The 15,927-nt window shown below is 45.0% G+C and carries 13 protein-coding genes and 1 tRNA gene; 8 read left to right on the plus strand and 6 right to left on the minus strand.

Annotation, left to right across the window (positions count from 1 at the left end; translation table 11 throughout):
• Window positions 1-225 precede the first annotated feature (225 nt).
• The 4 genes from F453_RS0109125 to pdxT all read left to right on the plus strand — a co-directional run bounded on the left by F453_RS0109125 (window position 226) and on the right by pdxT (window position 4,078).
• Window positions 226-1,050, plus strand: coding sequence for a class I SAM-dependent methyltransferase (locus tag F453_RS0109125; protein WP_018967749.1), 825 nt, complete (start codon window positions 226-228; stop codon window positions 1,048-1,050).
• A 475-nt stretch (window positions 1,051-1,525) separates the two neighbouring features.
• On the plus strand, window positions 1,526-2,632 hold the full coding sequence (locus F453_RS0109130; RefSeq protein ID WP_018967750.1) for a hydroxymethylpyrimidine/phosphomethylpyrimidine kinase: 1,107 nt from the start codon (window positions 1,526-1,528) through the stop codon (window positions 2,630-2,632).
• Window positions 2,633-2,634: 2 nt separating this feature from the next.
• Entirely contained in the window at window positions 2,635-3,510 is an 876-nt protein-coding gene (gene pdxS / locus F453_RS0109135) for a pyridoxal 5'-phosphate synthase lyase subunit PdxS (RefSeq protein WP_009236169.1), read from the plus strand.
• 4 nt (window positions 3,511-3,514) lie between these two features.
• Window positions 3,515-4,078, plus strand: coding sequence for a pyridoxal 5'-phosphate synthase glutaminase subunit PdxT (gene pdxT / locus F453_RS0109140; RefSeq protein ID WP_018967751.1), 564 nt, complete (start codon window positions 3,515-3,517; stop codon window positions 4,076-4,078).
• Window positions 4,079-4,344: 266 nt separating this feature from the next.
• On the opposite strand, the gene F453_RS0109145 is transcribed toward pdxT, so the two are convergent.
• A complete protein-coding gene (locus tag F453_RS0109145) occupies window positions 4,345-5,118 on the minus strand; it encodes a hypothetical protein (RefSeq protein WP_234398495.1) in 774 nt (257 codons plus the stop codon).
• 301 nt (window positions 5,119-5,419) lie between these two features.
• Entirely contained in the window at window positions 5,420-6,616 is a 1,197-nt protein-coding gene (locus F453_RS0109150; RefSeq protein ID WP_244869417.1) for a hypothetical protein, read from the minus strand.
• A gap of 229 nt (window positions 6,617-6,845) precedes the next feature.
• Here F453_RS0109150 and F453_RS15695 point away from each other — a divergent pair, with 229 nt between their 5' ends.
• The 3 genes from F453_RS15695 to F453_RS0109165 all read left to right on the plus strand — a co-directional run bounded on the left by F453_RS15695 (window position 6,846) and on the right by F453_RS0109165 (window position 9,601).
• Window positions 6,846-7,061 (plus strand): hypothetical protein, encoded by a 216-nt coding sequence (locus tag F453_RS15695; RefSeq protein WP_148295824.1) that lies wholly within the window; start codon window positions 6,846-6,848, stop codon window positions 7,059-7,061.
• A gap of 1,584 nt (window positions 7,062-8,645) precedes the next feature.
• On the plus strand, window positions 8,646-8,996 hold the full coding sequence (locus F453_RS0109160) for a hypothetical protein (protein ID WP_025790028.1): 351 nt from the start codon (window positions 8,646-8,648) through the stop codon (window positions 8,994-8,996).
• 245 nt (window positions 8,997-9,241) lie between these two features.
• Window positions 9,242-9,601: a hypothetical protein gene (locus tag F453_RS0109165; RefSeq protein ID WP_244869418.1), complete on the plus strand. Its 360-nt coding sequence runs from the start codon at window positions 9,242-9,244 to the stop codon at window positions 9,599-9,601.
• A 223-nt stretch (window positions 9,602-9,824) separates the two neighbouring features.
• Here the strand turns inward: F453_RS0109165 and F453_RS0109170 are convergent, their stop codons facing one another.
• The 4 genes from F453_RS0109170 to htpG all read right to left on the minus strand — a co-directional run bounded on the left by F453_RS0109170 (window position 9,825) and on the right by htpG (window position 14,710).
• Complete coding sequence (locus F453_RS0109170; protein WP_018967757.1) at window positions 9,825-11,399, minus strand: Rne/Rng family ribonuclease; 1,575 nt, start codon at window positions 11,397-11,399, stop codon at window positions 9,825-9,827.
• Window positions 11,400-11,916: 517 nt separating this feature from the next.
• Window positions 11,917-12,246: an HU family DNA-binding protein gene (locus F453_RS0109175; protein ID WP_255346234.1), complete on the minus strand. Its 330-nt coding sequence runs from the start codon at window positions 12,244-12,246 to the stop codon at window positions 11,917-11,919.
• Window positions 12,247-12,427: 181 nt separating this feature from the next.
• Window positions 12,428-12,501, minus strand: a tRNA-Arg gene (locus F453_RS0109180).
• Window positions 12,502-12,655: 154 nt separating this feature from the next.
• Window positions 12,656-14,710: a molecular chaperone HtpG gene (htpG, locus tag F453_RS0109185; protein ID WP_018967758.1), complete on the minus strand. Its 2,055-nt coding sequence runs from the start codon at window positions 14,708-14,710 to the stop codon at window positions 12,656-12,658.
• A 249-nt stretch (window positions 14,711-14,959) separates the two neighbouring features.
• Here htpG and F453_RS0109190 point away from each other — a divergent pair, with 249 nt between their 5' ends.
• Window positions 14,960-15,886, plus strand: coding sequence for a WYL domain-containing protein (locus F453_RS0109190; RefSeq protein ID WP_018967759.1), 927 nt, complete (start codon window positions 14,960-14,962; stop codon window positions 15,884-15,886).
• The last annotated feature ends 41 nt before the right edge of the window (window positions 15,887-15,927 follow it).

A 15,927-nucleotide genomic window follows, 5' to 3' on the forward strand; every position in this document is an offset into this window, starting at 1 on the left:
GGCCATCGAGCCTCGCGCAACACACCGATTTACATTTATCGGCCTAACAAACAATCCTCCCCCTACGCATTTATAGGTATAAAATCACTTGTAGAAACAACGTTCTTTTTTACAAATCATCATTTTTAGCGATTGTCGACAATAGCAGAAAAGCCTACCTTTGCTATGAATAAAAACTGCACAAGCCAAGAGGTAAGAAGACTTGCGCCATAAAAACGACATGCAATGAACGATAAAATTGAAAGTAAACTGGGCAACGTACCCGAAACGATGCTCATCACACTTTGGGCTAAGGCAACCGAAACAGGACGCACCGACGCACTGATTAAAGACGAAAAGGCCGTAGAAATGATGGGCAAGATTGACTACGACTTCTCTAAACTCAAAAAGGCTTCGTTCTCGCAATCGGGCTGTTGCGTACGAGCTGGCCTCATAGACATGGAGGCAAAGGCTTTCTTAAAAGACAATCCCGACGCTGTGGTGATACAGCTGGGGGCTGGTATCGATGCCCGATACGAACGACTTGGTAAGCCCAAAGTGAGCCATTGGTACGATCTTGACTTGCCCGAAGCCATCGAACTGAGGCGCAAACTGCTGCAAGAGTCGGAAGAAAACACTTTCCTGCCACAGTCGCTCTTCGACTACTCGTGGTGCGACAAGGTGAAAGCCGCTGGCAAACCCGTACTCATTATCATCGAAGGCGTAATGATGTACTTCGAACCAGAAGCGGTTAAGAGCTTCTTCACCAACATTGCGCAACGCCTAGACAATGCCATTGTACTATTCGACATGCTGGCTTTTTCGCTTGTTGGCAAATCAAAGGTACACGACTCGTTGAAGAAAATGGATAAAGAAGTGGAATTTAAGTGGTCGGTGCTTAACACCAAGGAAATGGAAACATGGAGCAACCGCCTACATCTAGACAAAGAATACTATATGAGCGACTACGACCACGGCCGTTTCCCCTTTATCTTCCGTATGCTTTACCACATCCCCTACTTCTATCGTCGCTTCAATCAACGCGTGGTGAAGCTGATGATTGGGCAGTGAAGAAGTGACTAATTCGCCACAGATGGTAAGAAAAAACATTCGATTTTAGAAGTAGCTTATAGGCGAAACTAACTGCGTGTTTGGCTACAAGCAGTTTGTAGCCCCACTACAAGTCGTTTGTAGTCACACTACAAGCCTTTTGTAGTCACACTACAAGCCTTTTGTAGTCACACTACAAGCCTTTTGTAGCCGCACTACAAAGCCCTTTGTAGCCACACTACAAAGCCGCTTGTACTGGTACGTTGAAGGCAAAACATCTAGCAAAACGGCAATAATAATATGGGGAAGCCTTAACAAAGGCAGGCTGAGTGATGGTCTCACACATCCCCCCAACAACCCTTCGTGCTTATACATTTCGACACAATCGTTATAAAAAAGGGAACTATATTTCGGTAGTTCCCTTTTTTTTGTTTACTTTGCAACGCGAGAACAACAAGCATTAAACCGCAGAAAGAAACAGACAACAACGCAAACATTGGAACAGCAGGTCACACCCATACTCACCATTAACGGGTCCGACGGCACTGGCGGGGCAGGCATACAGGCAGATATCAAGACGATTTCCGCCCTAGGAGGTCGTGCGCTCTCGGCCATCACCTCGATAACAGCCCAAAACACATTGGGCATTCAAGAGTTTTTCGACCTACCTTCCGAAACCGTTAAGGGACAGATAGAGGCCATTGTGAACGACATACAGCCCACCGTAGTGAAGGTTGGCATGATAAGAAGAGCCGACACTGTGGCCCAAATAGCACATCTGCTAAGGCAACACAAGCCCAAGCACGTTATCTACGACCCTGTTATCGTGTCGTCGCAAAACGAGATGCTCATGGCGCAAGAGGTTGTTGACGAGGTTCGACGCAGTCTGCTGCCCCTCTGTTCGCTGGTACTGATGAAGCGTGCCGATGCCGAACGGCTTACACAAACTGCAATTAACACGGCAGCCGACCTAAACCTTGCGGTGAAAAGTTTGCTTGCCGGGGGTTGTCAAGCGGTGCTGTTACAGGGCAGTCACACGCCCCCGCAAAGTCTTACCGACGTGTTCGCCACGGCAAAAGACGGTGAGCCCACCTTTCTCCCCTCGCTGTTCGGAGAGGGTGAAGGAAATACTCGCCACGGACTTAGTGGTAGCCTGTCGGCCGCCATCGCCACTTTCGTAAACGGTGGCAATGCCATCTTCGAAGCAGTGGTAAACGCACGCAACTACATTGCCCAGTTGCAACCCCACCATACGGGCATCATCGGTCGGAGTGGAGAACTGTTTAACGAGTTCACCCACGAGATAACACAACACCATCGCACCAACAGCGACGTGAAGTTTTATGCCGACAAGCTGAACGTTAGCGCGCGATATCTGGCTCAGGTAACGCGTCGCATAACGGGAAAGGCACCCAAGGCCATCATCGACGAATACCTTACGCACGAGATTGAGCAGCAGTTGGCCTTCACCCAGAAAACCGTTCAAGAGATTGCCTACGCCTATGGGTTTCGCTCGCAGGCACATCTGGCCAAGTTCTTTAAGAACATTAACGGACTTGCACCTAGCGAATTTAGAAAAGAAATACATTTAAACAAACAATAAAAATGAAAGAGAACAGACAAGAACTTAACCGCAACCTGGCGCAAATGCTTAAAGGCGGTGTTATCATGGACGTTACAACCCCCGAGCAGGCACGCATTGCCGAGGCTGCTGGTGCATGTGCCGTTATGGCATTGGAACGCATCCCCGCCGATATTCGCGCAGCTGGTGGCGTTTCGCGCATGAGCGACCCCAAGATGATTAAGGGCATTCAAGAGGCCGTTTCCATCCCCGTGATGGCCAAATGCCGCATCGGACACTTTGCCGAAGCACAAATTTTGCAAGCCATCGAGATAGACTATATCGACGAGAGCGAAGTGCTTTCGCCTGCCGATGATGTTTACCACATCGACAAGAACAAGTTCGACGTACCTTTCGTTTGCGGTGCCAAGAACCTTAACGAGGCCCTTCGCCGTATTGCCGAGGGTGCAACGATGATTCGTACAAAGGGCGAACCCGGTACGGGCGACGTTATTCAGGCTGTGCGCCACCTGCGTATGATGCAAAGCGAAATACGTAGGCTTACCTCGATGAGCGAAGACGAGCTGTACGAAGCAGCTAAAGCCATGCAAGCTCCCTACGAATTGGTGCGCTATGTTCACGAGAACGGCAAGCTTCCCGTTGTGAATTTCGCCGCTGGTGGCGTAGCTACGCCTGCCGATGCAGCCTTGATGATGCAGCTTGGAGCAGAGGGAGTGTTCGTTGGTTCGGGTATATTCAAGTCGGGCGATCCTGCCAAACGTGCCGCCGCCATCGTAAAAGCCGTAACCAACTACAACGATGCCAAGATGCTGGCCGAACTGTCTGAAGACCTAGGCGAAGCCATGGTGGGCATCAACGAGCAAGAGATAGCGCTGCTAATGGCAGAGAGAGGGCAATAAGACGATGCGAATTGCCATTCTTGCACTGCAAGGCGCATTCATCGAACATAGCAAGATGCTTGCGCAACTCGGTGTGGAGAGTTTCGAAGTGAGGCAAGCTGCCGATTGGGAACAACCCAAAGACGCGCTTATCATCCCTGGCGGAGAAAGCACCACGATGCTCAAACTGTTACGCGAACTGAACTTACTCGCCCCCGTTAAGCAAGCCATAGAAGACGGAATGCCCGTTTTTGGCACATGCGCAGGTCTTATCTTACTGGCCAAACACGTGGTGGGCGACGTTCTGGAACGCATATCAACGATGGATACCACCGTTTGCCGCAACGCATACGGACGTCAGCTGAGCAGCTTCTATATAGAAAGCAACGTAAAAGGCATAGACCATGCCGTGCCAATGACCTTTATCCGCGCGCCCTACATTACCAATGTGGGCAAGGATGTGGAGGTATTGGCCGAGGTTAATGGCCATATCGTTGCGGCTAGGCAAGGCAAACAGCTGGTAACAGCTTTCCATCCTGAACTGAACGACGACCTTTCTATACACCGCCTGTTTGTGGAGATGGTGTAAACAGTTAGGCCAATGCCTCTTTTCAAGGGGGAGCGCAGAACACATAGCCATGCTACTTTGGTAGTAAAGGCCAACTTCAATCGGCCATTAGCTTTTCTACTTGCCCATTAAGGATAAGCAGAAAAGCTAATGGCCGATTTACTTTATACTTTAACGCATGCTCTAAATGCTTGGATGCAAAGCCTTATACGCACTTCCATCACTGCCCAAACGAGCGCATGCGGGCAGCATTTACCAAATGATTTGCCAAAATCAAAACCCAACAGTTATCGTCTACCAACCTTTTTCTTTGCGCCTTTCTTCTTTTGGGCTTGCTTTTTCTTATTCAGTTCGTAGAGGTACTTCCCTTCTATGGATGTGGGCAAACCTTTCGCCGTAGTATAGAAATCACTCAAATCACCACTTCCACATTCATTCCACTCTTCATGTTTTAGCACATACAAAGTCTCGCCTGTTGTGCCGTCTATCAGGTATCTGTCGCCATAGTGCGAACGTTCATTTTCTAGGTAAAACACCGAGTACCAGGGCTTTTTAAGGTCTCTCTCGCCCTCGGAGCGATGCACGCTAACAAGCCTTCTCTTATTCAGCAGGTCGCACCTATACTCGCTACTCATCTTCTCAATGAGGTTGTTCAGCTTAAACTTATAAGGCCTGCTGTAATCTTTTATTTCCGTTATGCACCCTAACGAGTCGTAGCGATACGAATTACCTATACTCACCCCATCGAAAGACACGGACAAGTAGCGCAGTCTTCCTTTTGTGTCGTAATTGTAATAGTAGCTATATGGCGTGTGAAGTTCTTTGCTCTCCTCAACATAACCAACAAATTTCTTATCAGAATCATACATTTCATATTGCCTTATCGACCTATCGCCGGCCTGAAACTCATAATCACCCAAACAATTTTGGCTCACCTCAAAGTCCCTAACGTCAAGGTATTGCACCAAATCCTGTGTCTCTTGGTGATAAGCACTATCCGCCTGCGCACTCCCACGTGTGCAGGCAAGCAGCGTAAGGGCTAGAATAACAAGTATTTTCATTGCACGTTCGTTTATTATGTTCTTTTTTCGTTCCTCGAAAAGTGCGTTTTCTCGCCATGACAATGTCCGAGCAAGCTCGGCATTATTCATTTGGCTTAACGAAAACGTTGTTTTACTTTATCCGTTACTAAAGGCCAACTGCACATCATAGGCAGCGTTGTTTCAGGGCAACATGGGGTAAAAATGGCCTTACATTCCCCCACTCCACCCCGCTCTTTCCGCTTTTATCCCATCCGTGCCAGCCATTTAAACACAGCCCATCTAGGGATGAAAAGGCGCACGCTGATGGCCACGAACAGCGTTATTGCCCAACAGCTTTGTTGTAGTTGAGAATGTTCTCGCTCATCTTATCAAAGCCAGGTAGGTTGAAGTAATGCTGCTTTTCTAAATATTGCCTGAAACGGTTGTCGTTGCGCAGTGCATCATCATAAAAGGGAGCGCCTTTGCGGTTGTACTTTTCCCTAAGCTTAATAAGGTAGTATGCCGTGTACGCCGCAATCATATAGCGTTCGTTTTTTGTGAACAACGAAAACCAATAGGCACAATTCGAGAGGTCTTTTTTCAGCAAGGTTTCGCCATAAAAGTCGAGTACATCCATCCATAGGCTGTTTTTATCGCTCGTAGGAAGTTGCAAAAGCGTCTTAAACAACCCTTCGCGTATGGCTACGTATGGTTTTTGCGTATAGATTTTGCGCGCAAAGGTGTTGTACATAAATCCCAATCTTGTTTCTCGTAAGTCCGACTCCCACATGTCGCTCTTTAACTCCTGCATCATTCGCTTTAACATCTGCCTGTTAATCAGTTCATTCTTGTCGTATCCGTATGTTACGAAGAGGTCTTTCAGCCATAACGGGGCATACTTACACAACCACAGGAAACTTTCCTTGTCGTTGTTAAACAAGAAACGATTAATATGTATGATGTCGTTACTTAACCTAAAACACATCTTCCCGTGTATTTGCCGTACACTCTCTATGTCCATCGGAGGAGACGAAATAAAGTTGTAGCCCTTAATAAAGAAATCGTTCATGCAACTAAACTTAACGTAGTTTTCATCGTTTAAAGACTTCCTCTCGCTTTCTGTCCTGTCCGACCACCCCCGCACGCAGCTAGGAATAGTAAAGTAATGCTGGTGGTCGAAAACGTAGGGCAGGTTCTTTCTTTGTACCGAGTCTATACCCAATTCTGCCAATCGCTGTTCAAATTGTTCGTTAGATATGGGCTTAAAGCCGTGTTTCACCAAGTCGTTAAAGGCGTATGGTATGTAGATGTCCACCATTCTTTCATCAACACATATCTCGTCTTCTCCCTCTTCTTCCTCTTCTTCCTCTTCTTCCTCTTCTTCTCCTGCCGAGTCGCTTGGCGTTACATCAAAAAACGCTTTGTAGCCACTAAGCAGTGAATCCATTCCAGCCGAATCAAAGGGCAACACCAAATCGGGAGATATGCCCAAATGGTATTGTGCATTGAGGGCCAATGCCATCTTTTGTTTATTCATGCTTATTTTTTTGGCAGGATGTTTCTGGCTGCTTGTTAGGAGTAGAACACCCAATATGGCTACGAGTATGGTCTTTTTCATGCTCAAATCGTTTTGTTTAGACGTACCCTTAGTTATTTGCAACAGGCTTTCTTGCACAGGGATGCCAACATAAAGGGGCGAAGGGTTTTACTGCGTTGGCTGTTATGCTGCAACAAAGCTAGTAAATATATTTCACAACTGCAACAGAATGGAAAAGAAAAAGAAAGCTGCAAAGCCCATTCAACCCTTAAGCAGCTCGTTATGCTCCACTTTACATCAGTTTCAACAACTCATCACCTTACACACATATAAATTAAGGCTGGCTCTAAAAATTGCCTTACACAACTCAAAAGTTTTTGAACTCATTAACTCAAAACCTTACCAACTCATTAACCCCAAAACTTATAAACTCAAAAACTTATAAACTCATTAACTCAAAACCTTACCAACTCATCAACCCAAAAACTCATCAACTCAAAAACTCATCAACTCAAAAACTTATAAACTCATTAACTAATAAACTCATTAACTCAAAACCTTATAAACTCATTAACTCAAAACCTTTATAAACTCATTAGCTCAAAACCTTACCAACTCATTAACCCAAAACATTATAAACCTATTAGCTCAAAACCTTACCAACTCATCAACCCAAAAACTCATAAACTCAAAAACTTATAAACTCATTAACTAATTAACTCATTAACTAATAAACTCATTAACTCAAAACCTTACCAACTCATTAACCCAAAATCTTAATTTCTTTATTTTTATTCTACAACACATTTCTAATTTTCACGCCGTTCTGGAGAAAATACTGGCTAAAAAGTAGGTAAATTTCTACCATTTTCAACCTTTCACATCCCTCACTCTGTCTATTTTTAAAAACAAAACCCGCATTTCGCACCATTTTACCTTTCTAGTTTGGTTAGAAGTCCGATTTATTTCAAGCCCAAATACACCCATTTTACCCCTAAAAACCCACTTTCCGGTAGACATTTTGCCCTTTTCAGCCATGTTTTTAATGGCTCTTAATGGTTTTATTTATACCATTACAGAGGATATTTATACTTTTCATCTCGCATTTAGCACCATTTTACACTGCATTTAGCACCATTTTGCCTTGCATTTAGCACCAAAACACACGGTATTTAGCACCAAAACGCAGGGCGTTTAGCGGCATATTGCACCGCATTTAGCAGCAAAACGCACTTCATTTTGCTGCAAACAGCCCGAAATCTGGTGTAAAGGGCGGTATTTTTAAATAAACATTCATTTTGCCGCATTCACAAACTAGCCCCAATTTGCATCAAAACAAACCTGCGCGAGAATCGATTATTTGCGGTCGAACAAACAACTGGTGAGAGAAACAGGCACTCATAATGTTAAAATTCGCACCTAAAAATTGACAAGTTGACGAGTTGACGAGTGTGTCGGTTCGTGAGTTTACGAGTTGACAAGTTAATGAGTTCATTCCATCTTCAAGGCACAACCACATTTTGCCACAGACAAAGAAACCAGATTTTCAAAAATACAGAGCCTGGGTAAGGTTCTTCGTCATGATCAGGGTGGTTTGTCTTGGCTTTACAGCGCAAAGACAATACCCCTCTCTCAATTTAGAAATAACAAAAGTCAAAACAGCTTCTATCAGTGAATTTAATCTCACATTCAATTTTTCGACAACAAAATATTGCAAATTAGAACTTTTTTACCTAACTTTACGGCATAAACGCAAGTTTCATTCGCACGTTTTCGGTTAGTCACGAGTTAATGCAGAGACATACAAAGCCACCTTGTAAACTTGCTTATTCGTAAGCTCGTCAACTAACAGCTGGCCTTGTCAACTTGTATACTCGTAAACTTGTTCACCCGTAAACTTGTCAACTAACAATACAACGCCTATGAATACCGATACGCCACCCTTCACCTATTGATACCGGCAAGCCTTTGTTTGTCGACAGTGTTTATTAACCCCCTACTACGTAATAAATAATTAATTCAAAACAAGATGAAACATAAAATACTTTTATGGCTCATGCTTTTCTTTTTCCCCTTAGCTTTGGGTACGGCCTGCAACACGGAGGTGGATCTTAAAAGCATAAGGTACGAAGGAGAAGTACTCGTGCTAGAAGGCAAAAGCAGGCCTTACAACATCATTAGAGTTACAAAATCGTCTTCTAGGAAAGGGGTACCGGTAGGGGTAACCCTCGGTTTCATTGGCATGGGATACGACAAACAGATGAGCGAGGGCGACATTGTTCATTTCCATGTGATAGATTTCAAAGAATGGCAATGGCCTAAGACAGCAGATCTCCGATGGCCAATGTTTATCGGAATAGTAGAATTTTATGATAACTAACAACGACAAATAATAACGATTAAGAAACGACTATTCATTATTACATTCCTATTATTTTTCTAGAGTTGCATCCAAACAATAATATTGTAACAACCAAAAGCAATATATTGCAGGGCGAGGATTACGCCTCGAACATCTACAAGAGTGAGGGGGAAAGCCCTATTATTATTCGTCCAAGGATTGTTCTGATGCTTAACACTGGTAAAACAATTGAACCCATCCTAAAAAAAATAATTCAAAACAATATGAAACATAAAGTACTTTTATGGCTCATGCTTTTCTTTTTCCCCTTAGCATTGGGTACATCATGTAACACCGAAGTGAATCTTGAAAACATAAAGTATGAGGGGAAAATACTGTCACTTATCAAGAGCAACAATAATGAGCATTATAACATTATTCTAATTACACGTTCTACATCCAGAAAAGGAGTACCTGTGGGAAGCTCTATCGGTTTTTATGATAGAGACTTCGGCGAAAAGATGAACGAAGGCGACATTGTTCATTTCCGTGTGCCGATGTTTAAAGAATGGGTTGGCCCAGAAACAGCCGACCACCATTGGCCAGAATATGTAGGAGTAATTGATTTTAATTATAATGAATAACCACTAGAAGATAACAAATAATGAAGAAAACATAGACACGCATGATCAGCCTACTTATTGATGACTAGCCTACTGACTTGTAATCAATAAAAAAGGAGAAAAGCCACACAAGGCCTCCCCCCCTTCTTTAATAGTTTACTTTTCTTTTCTCGTCAGTTCAATTCGTGGCGTTGGCATGTCGAAAGTCAATGGCTTTCGTTCATGGCCGCTGCCGTTTGAAACGCTACTTCGTTTCGATTTCTTCCTTCATGTCGATAAACTGCTTCTTTGCATCGTAAAACTCGTATTGCAAAAAAGCCAACTTCTGAGAAGGAACGATGTGCAAGCCAAATCCGTACTTCAACTGCCACTGCCTTTTTAAGGAAACAAATCCTTTATTGATGTAAGCAGCAACATACGGGTGCACATGCAAATAGAATTTCTTTACGCCAATTTTGTTAACCAGTCGGTCTATCTTACGTTCCAGTTGGTCGGTAAACAGAATGCTCGACTTTATTTTTCCTTTTCCGAAGCAGGTTGGGCAGGTCTCGTCTACACTTAAGTCCATTGCCGGACGCACGCGCTGCCGTGTTATCTGCATCAGTCCAAACTTACTTAGCGGCAGTATGTTATGGCGTGCGCGGTCTTTCTGCATGTTTTTACACATCCGTTCGTAGAGCATTTGCCTGTCTTCTGCGAGGTTCATGTCGATGAAGTCTACCACAATGATACCTCCCATGTCTCGCAGTCGCAGCTGTCGGGCCAGTTCGTCGGCAGCGCCGAGGTTCACTTCGAGTGCATTTGCTTCCTGTCCCTTTTCCGAACGCGTACGGTTTCCGCTGTTTACGTCCACCACATGCAGCGCTTCGGTATGCTCTATGATAAGATATGCGCCATGTTTGTAGTTAACGGCTTTCCCAAAACTCGATTTAATCTGTTTGGTAATGTTGAAGTTATCAAAGATTGGCACCTTACCCGAATAGAGTTTTACGATGTCTACCTTATCTGGGGCGATCATCGATACATAGTGCCGCACTTCCTTGAAAACGTCTTCATCGTTCACATAGATGTTCTCGTAGGTTGGGTTGAACAAGTCGCGCAACAACGCCACAGCCCTACTCGTTTCCTCGAATACCAAGTGCGGTCTCTTTTGAGATTTCTGCACCTTTTCGATAGCTTCTTCCCAATACTTGGTTAGGGTTTTAAGCTCGGCGTCTAGTTCGGCCACCCGTTTGCCTTCGGCTACGGTTCGCACGATAACGCCACAGTTTTTGGGCTTGATGCTGTGAATGAGCTGCTTTAGTCGCGCCCTTTCTTCGCCGCTTTTAATTTTAGAAGAGACAGAAACCTTATCGTTAAAGGGTATGAGTATGAGATAACGGCCAGCGAACGAAAGCTCGCACGTTAGTCTCGGCCCTTTGGTAGATATGGGCTCCTTAACTATTTGCACCAGCACCTCTTGCCCCGAAGTGAGGGTTGTTTGCACGCTACCGTCTTTCTTTAAGTCGGGTAGTCTAGATGCCTTTGCAAAGGGATAAAGCTTTTTCCTGTCGCTTTGCACCTGTTTAAGGTACTTGGCGTATGAGTCGAATTGACTTCCTAAGTCGAGATAATGAAGAAAAGCGTCGCGTTCAAATCCTACGTCTACGAAACAGGCGTTGAGCCCTGGCATCAGCTTTTTTACCTTTGCCACGTAGACATTGCCAACAGAAAACGACACCTCTCGTGTTTCGCTCTGATATTCCACTAGCTTTTTGTCTTCTAGTAGGGCTATCGAGATTTCTTTCTGTTGAACGTCAATTACTACTTCGCTAGTCATCTTCTTCTTGTTAGCTCCTTAGTTTTCGTCCAAAATATTTGTTAGGCATGTTCTATAAGTATCTTTTGCGCATGATGCATCGATGCACCTAAACTGCGCGAGACAAGGAGTTTGGCGTTTGACGGGTTTTGCTTACATGGTGTTTGTTGGTGTGAGAGTTACTGTTGTTTGGCCAACGAGCACGCCAAAACCCACGAAGAAAGCCGCACTGCCTATGAAAGAAACTTATAGGCGCGTTCTATAAAAGTGCGCCAAAGGCCTTTTTATAGAACTCGCCTGTAAAGAACTGCTGCCTAAAAGGACAAGTCGAGATGTCCACCACGGATGTGTCGACATGCCCCTCAATGGCGAATAAGCTCTTGGCAAGTGCGGTTACTTGCTCTTGTGCCTATTCTTTCTCAGTCTCTTTTTACGTTTGTGAGTAGCCATCTTGTGGCCTTTTCTTTTCTTTCCGCTTGGCATAGCTGTAATTTTTTAATTGTTATTTATAATATATATGTGTTGTCGCAACGTTTTATTATTCGCCTCGCATGCTCTCAACGAAACTCTTGGCGGGCTTGAAACACGGCAAATCGTGTGCAGCGATGGTAATAGTGGTGTTCTTGGCGATGTTGCGTGCCGTTTTGGCAGCACGGTGCTTGATGATGAAGCTACCAAAACCACGAAGGTAAACATTGTCTTTCTTGTCCAACAAGCTGCCCTTAATCGTCTCCATGAAGCTTTCAACCACTACGGAAACGTCTTTCTTTTGAATACCAGTCTGTATGGCTATCTCGTTGATAATATCTGCCTTTGTCATTCTTATTTTTGTTGTTATTTGTTTTACATATTTCTCCCTATCTCGGATATGGAGTGCAAATATACGAGTTTTTTATGTGATAAGAAAATATATTTACCTTTTTTTACGCTCCACGGAGTGTTTTTGTTCGTTTCAAAACCTGCTTATTCTCAACGAATTACACTTCAAGGGATAAGTGAAGGATACAAAAAAGGCCGACACATCAATGATGTGTCAGCCTCAACTCTTGTGATTCCGGCGGGATTCAAACCCACAACCTTCTGATCCGTAGTCAGATGCTCTATTCAGTTGAGCTACGGAACCTCTTTCCGAATTGCGAGTGCAAAGGTATAGAGTTTTTTTCTTTCCGCCAAATGTTTCGTTAACTTTTTATTGAAAAAAGTGCAATTTGGACTACTTTAAGTCCCATTTTGGGGTGCAAAGGGGCTGTTTTAGCCCCTCCGCCACACCCAAAAACTTATTTTATCAATGCCACCGAACGCTTCAAGAAGGCATCGAGAGCAGCGCCTTTTAGCAGGCCATTTTGTAGCAATGCCAAATCGATAAGCTGGTGAACGATGTCGTTACCCTTACCGAAGTCGGCCAATGTGGCTTGCTTCTTTGAACGTTGGTCGGCAATATCCTTTTCGGTCTTGCTCACCTCGGCACGTTCTTCCTCGGTAATTTCTTCGGGTTTCTTTGCCGATTGTTGCTGACGCAATGCGGCCAAGCGCGCTTCCAAGCCCTTTATTTCGGCCTCAACGGGCTTCAAGGTATCGGCCGTTGATTGCTTGCAAGCCTCCAACACACGTTTTATCAAGGCATGGTCGCTGTTCAGCACCACGCTATACGCATCGGGCATCTGAGCATAGAAGGCCATGCCAGTCTGCAAACGGCTCATATCCTTCATGCGGCGCATGTACTCGCTTTGGGTGATGAGTATAGGCTGTGCCGTTTCGCCCATGGCTTCGACTTCGGCATTAAACTCGGCCTTGTCGATGCGCGGCATCTGCGAGCGGAACACTTGCGACAGACTTTCGCGATCGGCATCGTCTAGATTGCTCTTCGGGGCATCGTCTTTTTGTATCAGTCGCTCTACGATATCACTGTCTACGCGTACGAAGTGGCATTTTTCCAACTTCTGTTCCAGCATCGATGCCACGGGAACATCAAGCTCGCCTTCGAGCAGCAGCACGCTATAACCCTTGGCGCGAGCTGCTTCAACATAAGAGAATTGCTCTTCTTTGTTGTTGGTGTATAGGCAAACCAATTGTCCGTCTTTGTCGGTTTGGTTGTCTTTAATCAGCGTGCGATACTCGTCGTAGGTGAAATACTTGCCATCTACATCCTTAAGCAGGGCAAAATCTTTAGCTCGATCGTAGAAATCTTCTTGCGAAAGCATGCCATAGTTTATGAAAAGCTTCAAGCTGTCCCACTTGTCTTCAAAGCCCTTGCGGTCTTCCTTAAACAGACTTTGTAGACGATCAGACACCTTTTTGGTGATGTAGGTCGAAATTTTCTTCACGTCGCCATCGCTTTGCAGATAGCTACGGCTTACGTTTAGAGGAATATCGGGCGAATCGATAACACCGTGCAAGAGCGTGAGGAAGTCGGGGACGATACCTTCAACTTGGTCGGTTACGAACACTTGGTTGCAATATAGCATCACCTTGTTGCGTTGCAGCTCGATGTTGCTATGTATTCGGGGGAAGTAAAGCACACCCGTGAGATTGAACGGATAGTCTACGTTGAGGTGAATCCAGAACAAGGGCTCATCCTGCATGGGATAAAGCGTGCGGTAGAAGTTCTTGTAGTCTTCGTCTTTTAGAGTACTTGGGGCCTTCGTCCACAGCGGTTCCACATCGTTAACGATGTTGTCTTCTTCCGTGTCCACTTGCTTTCCGTCCTTCCATTCGGTCTTTTTGCCAAAGGCGATAGCGATAGGCAAGAACTTACAATACTTGTTGAGCAGCTGTTGTATGCGTGCTTTCTCCAAGAACTCTTTGCAATCGTCGTCGAGATACAGCACGATGTCGGTTCCACGATCGTCTTTTTGCACCTCTTCGATTTCGTATGCAGGCGACCCATCGCAGCTCCACTTCACGGCTTGTGCGCCTTCTTGGTAGCTGCGCGTTACGATTTCCACCTTCTTGCTCACCATAAAAGCCGAGTAGAAGCCCAGTCCGAAGTGTCCGATAATGGCGTTGGCGTTGTCTTTGTACTTATCGAGGAAGTCGGTTACGCCCGAAAAGGCGATTTGATTGATGTATCGGTCAATCTCGTCGGCCGTCATTCCCACGCCTCGGTCGCTGATGGTTAGCGTACCCTTGTCGGCATCCAAGCTCACGCGCACGGTTAAATCGCCCTGTTCGCCTTTGAAGTCGCCACGCTCGGTCAATGTTTTCAACTTCTGTGTAGCATCAACGGCGTTAGAAACTAGTTCGCGCAGAAAAATCTCGTGGTCTGAATAGAGAAACTTTTTTATCACGGGGAAGATGTTCTCTGTTGTAACCCCAATGTTTCCTTTTTGCATGTTATATATATAATAATGTATTAAGTTCGTTTTTATCGCTATACATTTGCATGATATGCAAAATATGTGCCAAGATGAAATGACGTGTTGGGGGATGGCAGAGAGATATGCAGATTGAACCTTCAACTCACAAATATAGAGGCTCGCAATTCTAAACATTAAATTATTTTCTATGAAAAAAGTTAAAGCTATGCCTCATTATTACATAGCTTGTATGTATCTTTGTACCATAACCAATAACCATAAGCCATGGCTAAGATACTAAACAAATACATTTGGTTAGCCGAAACCATATATAAAGCACGCAAAATAACCTTCGAAGAGATTAACGAAGAATGGCGGAGAGATATCGATTTCAGTGGCGGAGAAGATCTCCCTTTACGCACTTTCCATAAATGGCGCATTGGGGTGGAAGACTTACTCGGCCTTGTTATCGAATGCGAGCGCAAGGGGCGCTATGCCTATTACATCGCAAACGAAAGTGAAATAGGGAACGGAACACTCAAACGATGGATTTTCGACACCATCACGGAAGGCAAACTGCTGATGGAAAACCAACGAATGAAAGACCGAATACTGCTACAACACACGCCTACCAACAACCAACAGCTAAAAACAATATTGCAAGCCATGCGCGAGAACCACACGCTGCGCCTTACCTATCACAGCTATTACCGCCCATCGGCTACCACTTTCGAGGCAGAACCTTATTGCGTTAAGATGTTTAGGCGACGTTGGTACATGGCGGCACGCTCTCCTCATTATAATAAGGTGATGGTGTATGCGCTCGACCGCATCGTTAACTTGGAGTTACTTACGGGCAACAAGTTTGCGCTGCCACCCGATTTCGATGCGAAAGCGTTCTTCAACGATTGTTTCGGCGTTATCATTGGCGACAACACTGCGACAGAAGAAGTGACACTAAGGGTCAGCGAATGGCAAGCTCATTATCTTCGCGACCTGCCTTTGCATGCCTCGCAACGCGAACTCGCGCCCGAAGACAACCGCTGCACCTTCGCCTTTCGCCTTCGTCCCACTTTCGATTTCCAACAAGAACTGCTCTCGCTTGGGGCGGATGTGGAAGTGATTGAACCCCATTGGCTGAGAGAAACGATGAAAGAGAAGATTAGGGAGATGGCAGAAAGGTATGGGGAGGAAAGAGAAAAGAGACCCTAAACTTGGTAGATTAAGGAAAAAGAACTTTATTTATTTAACTA

The sequence above is a fragment of the Hoylesella loescheii DSM 19665 = JCM 12249 = ATCC 15930 genome (assembly GCF_000378085.1).
GTDB lineage: Bacteria > Bacteroidota > Bacteroidia > Bacteroidales > Bacteroidaceae > Prevotella > Prevotella loescheii.

Bases quoted from the DNA above. Each gene is read 5' to 3' on its own strand.
- F453_RS0109125 (WP_018967749.1), top strand. From the start codon at position 226: ATGAACGATAAAATTGAAAGTAAACTGGGCAACGTACCCGAAACGATG.
- pdxS (WP_009236169.1), top strand. From the start codon at position 2,635: ATGAAAGAGAACAGACAAGAACTTAACCGCAACCTGGCGCAAATGCTT.
- pdxT (WP_018967751.1), top strand. From the start codon at position 3,515: ATGCGAATTGCCATTCTTGCACTGCAAGGCGCATTCATCGAACATAGC.
- F453_RS0109145 (WP_234398495.1), bottom strand. From the start codon at position 5,118: ATGAAAATACTTGTTATTCTAGCCCTTACGCTGCTTGCCTGCACACGT.
- F453_RS0109150 (WP_244869417.1), bottom strand. From the start codon at position 6,616: ATGAATAAACAAAAGATGGCATTGGCCCTCAATGCACAATACCATTTG.
- F453_RS15695 (WP_148295824.1), top strand. From the start codon at position 6,846: ATGGAAAAGAAAAAGAAAGCTGCAAAGCCCATTCAACCCTTAAGCAGC.
- F453_RS0109160 (WP_025790028.1), top strand. From the start codon at position 8,646: ATGAAACATAAAATACTTTTATGGCTCATGCTTTTCTTTTTCCCCTTA.
- F453_RS0109165 (WP_244869418.1), top strand. From the start codon at position 9,242: ATGAAACATAAAGTACTTTTATGGCTCATGCTTTTCTTTTTCCCCTTA.
- F453_RS0109170 (WP_018967757.1), bottom strand. From the start codon at position 11,399: ATGACTAGCGAAGTAGTAATTGACGTTCAACAGAAAGAAATCTCGATA.
- htpG (WP_018967758.1), bottom strand. From the start codon at position 14,710: ATGCAAAAAGGAAACATTGGGGTTACAACAGAGAACATCTTCCCCGTG.
- F453_RS0109190 (WP_018967759.1), top strand. From the start codon at position 14,960: ATGGCTAAGATACTAAACAAATACATTTGGTTAGCCGAAACCATATAT.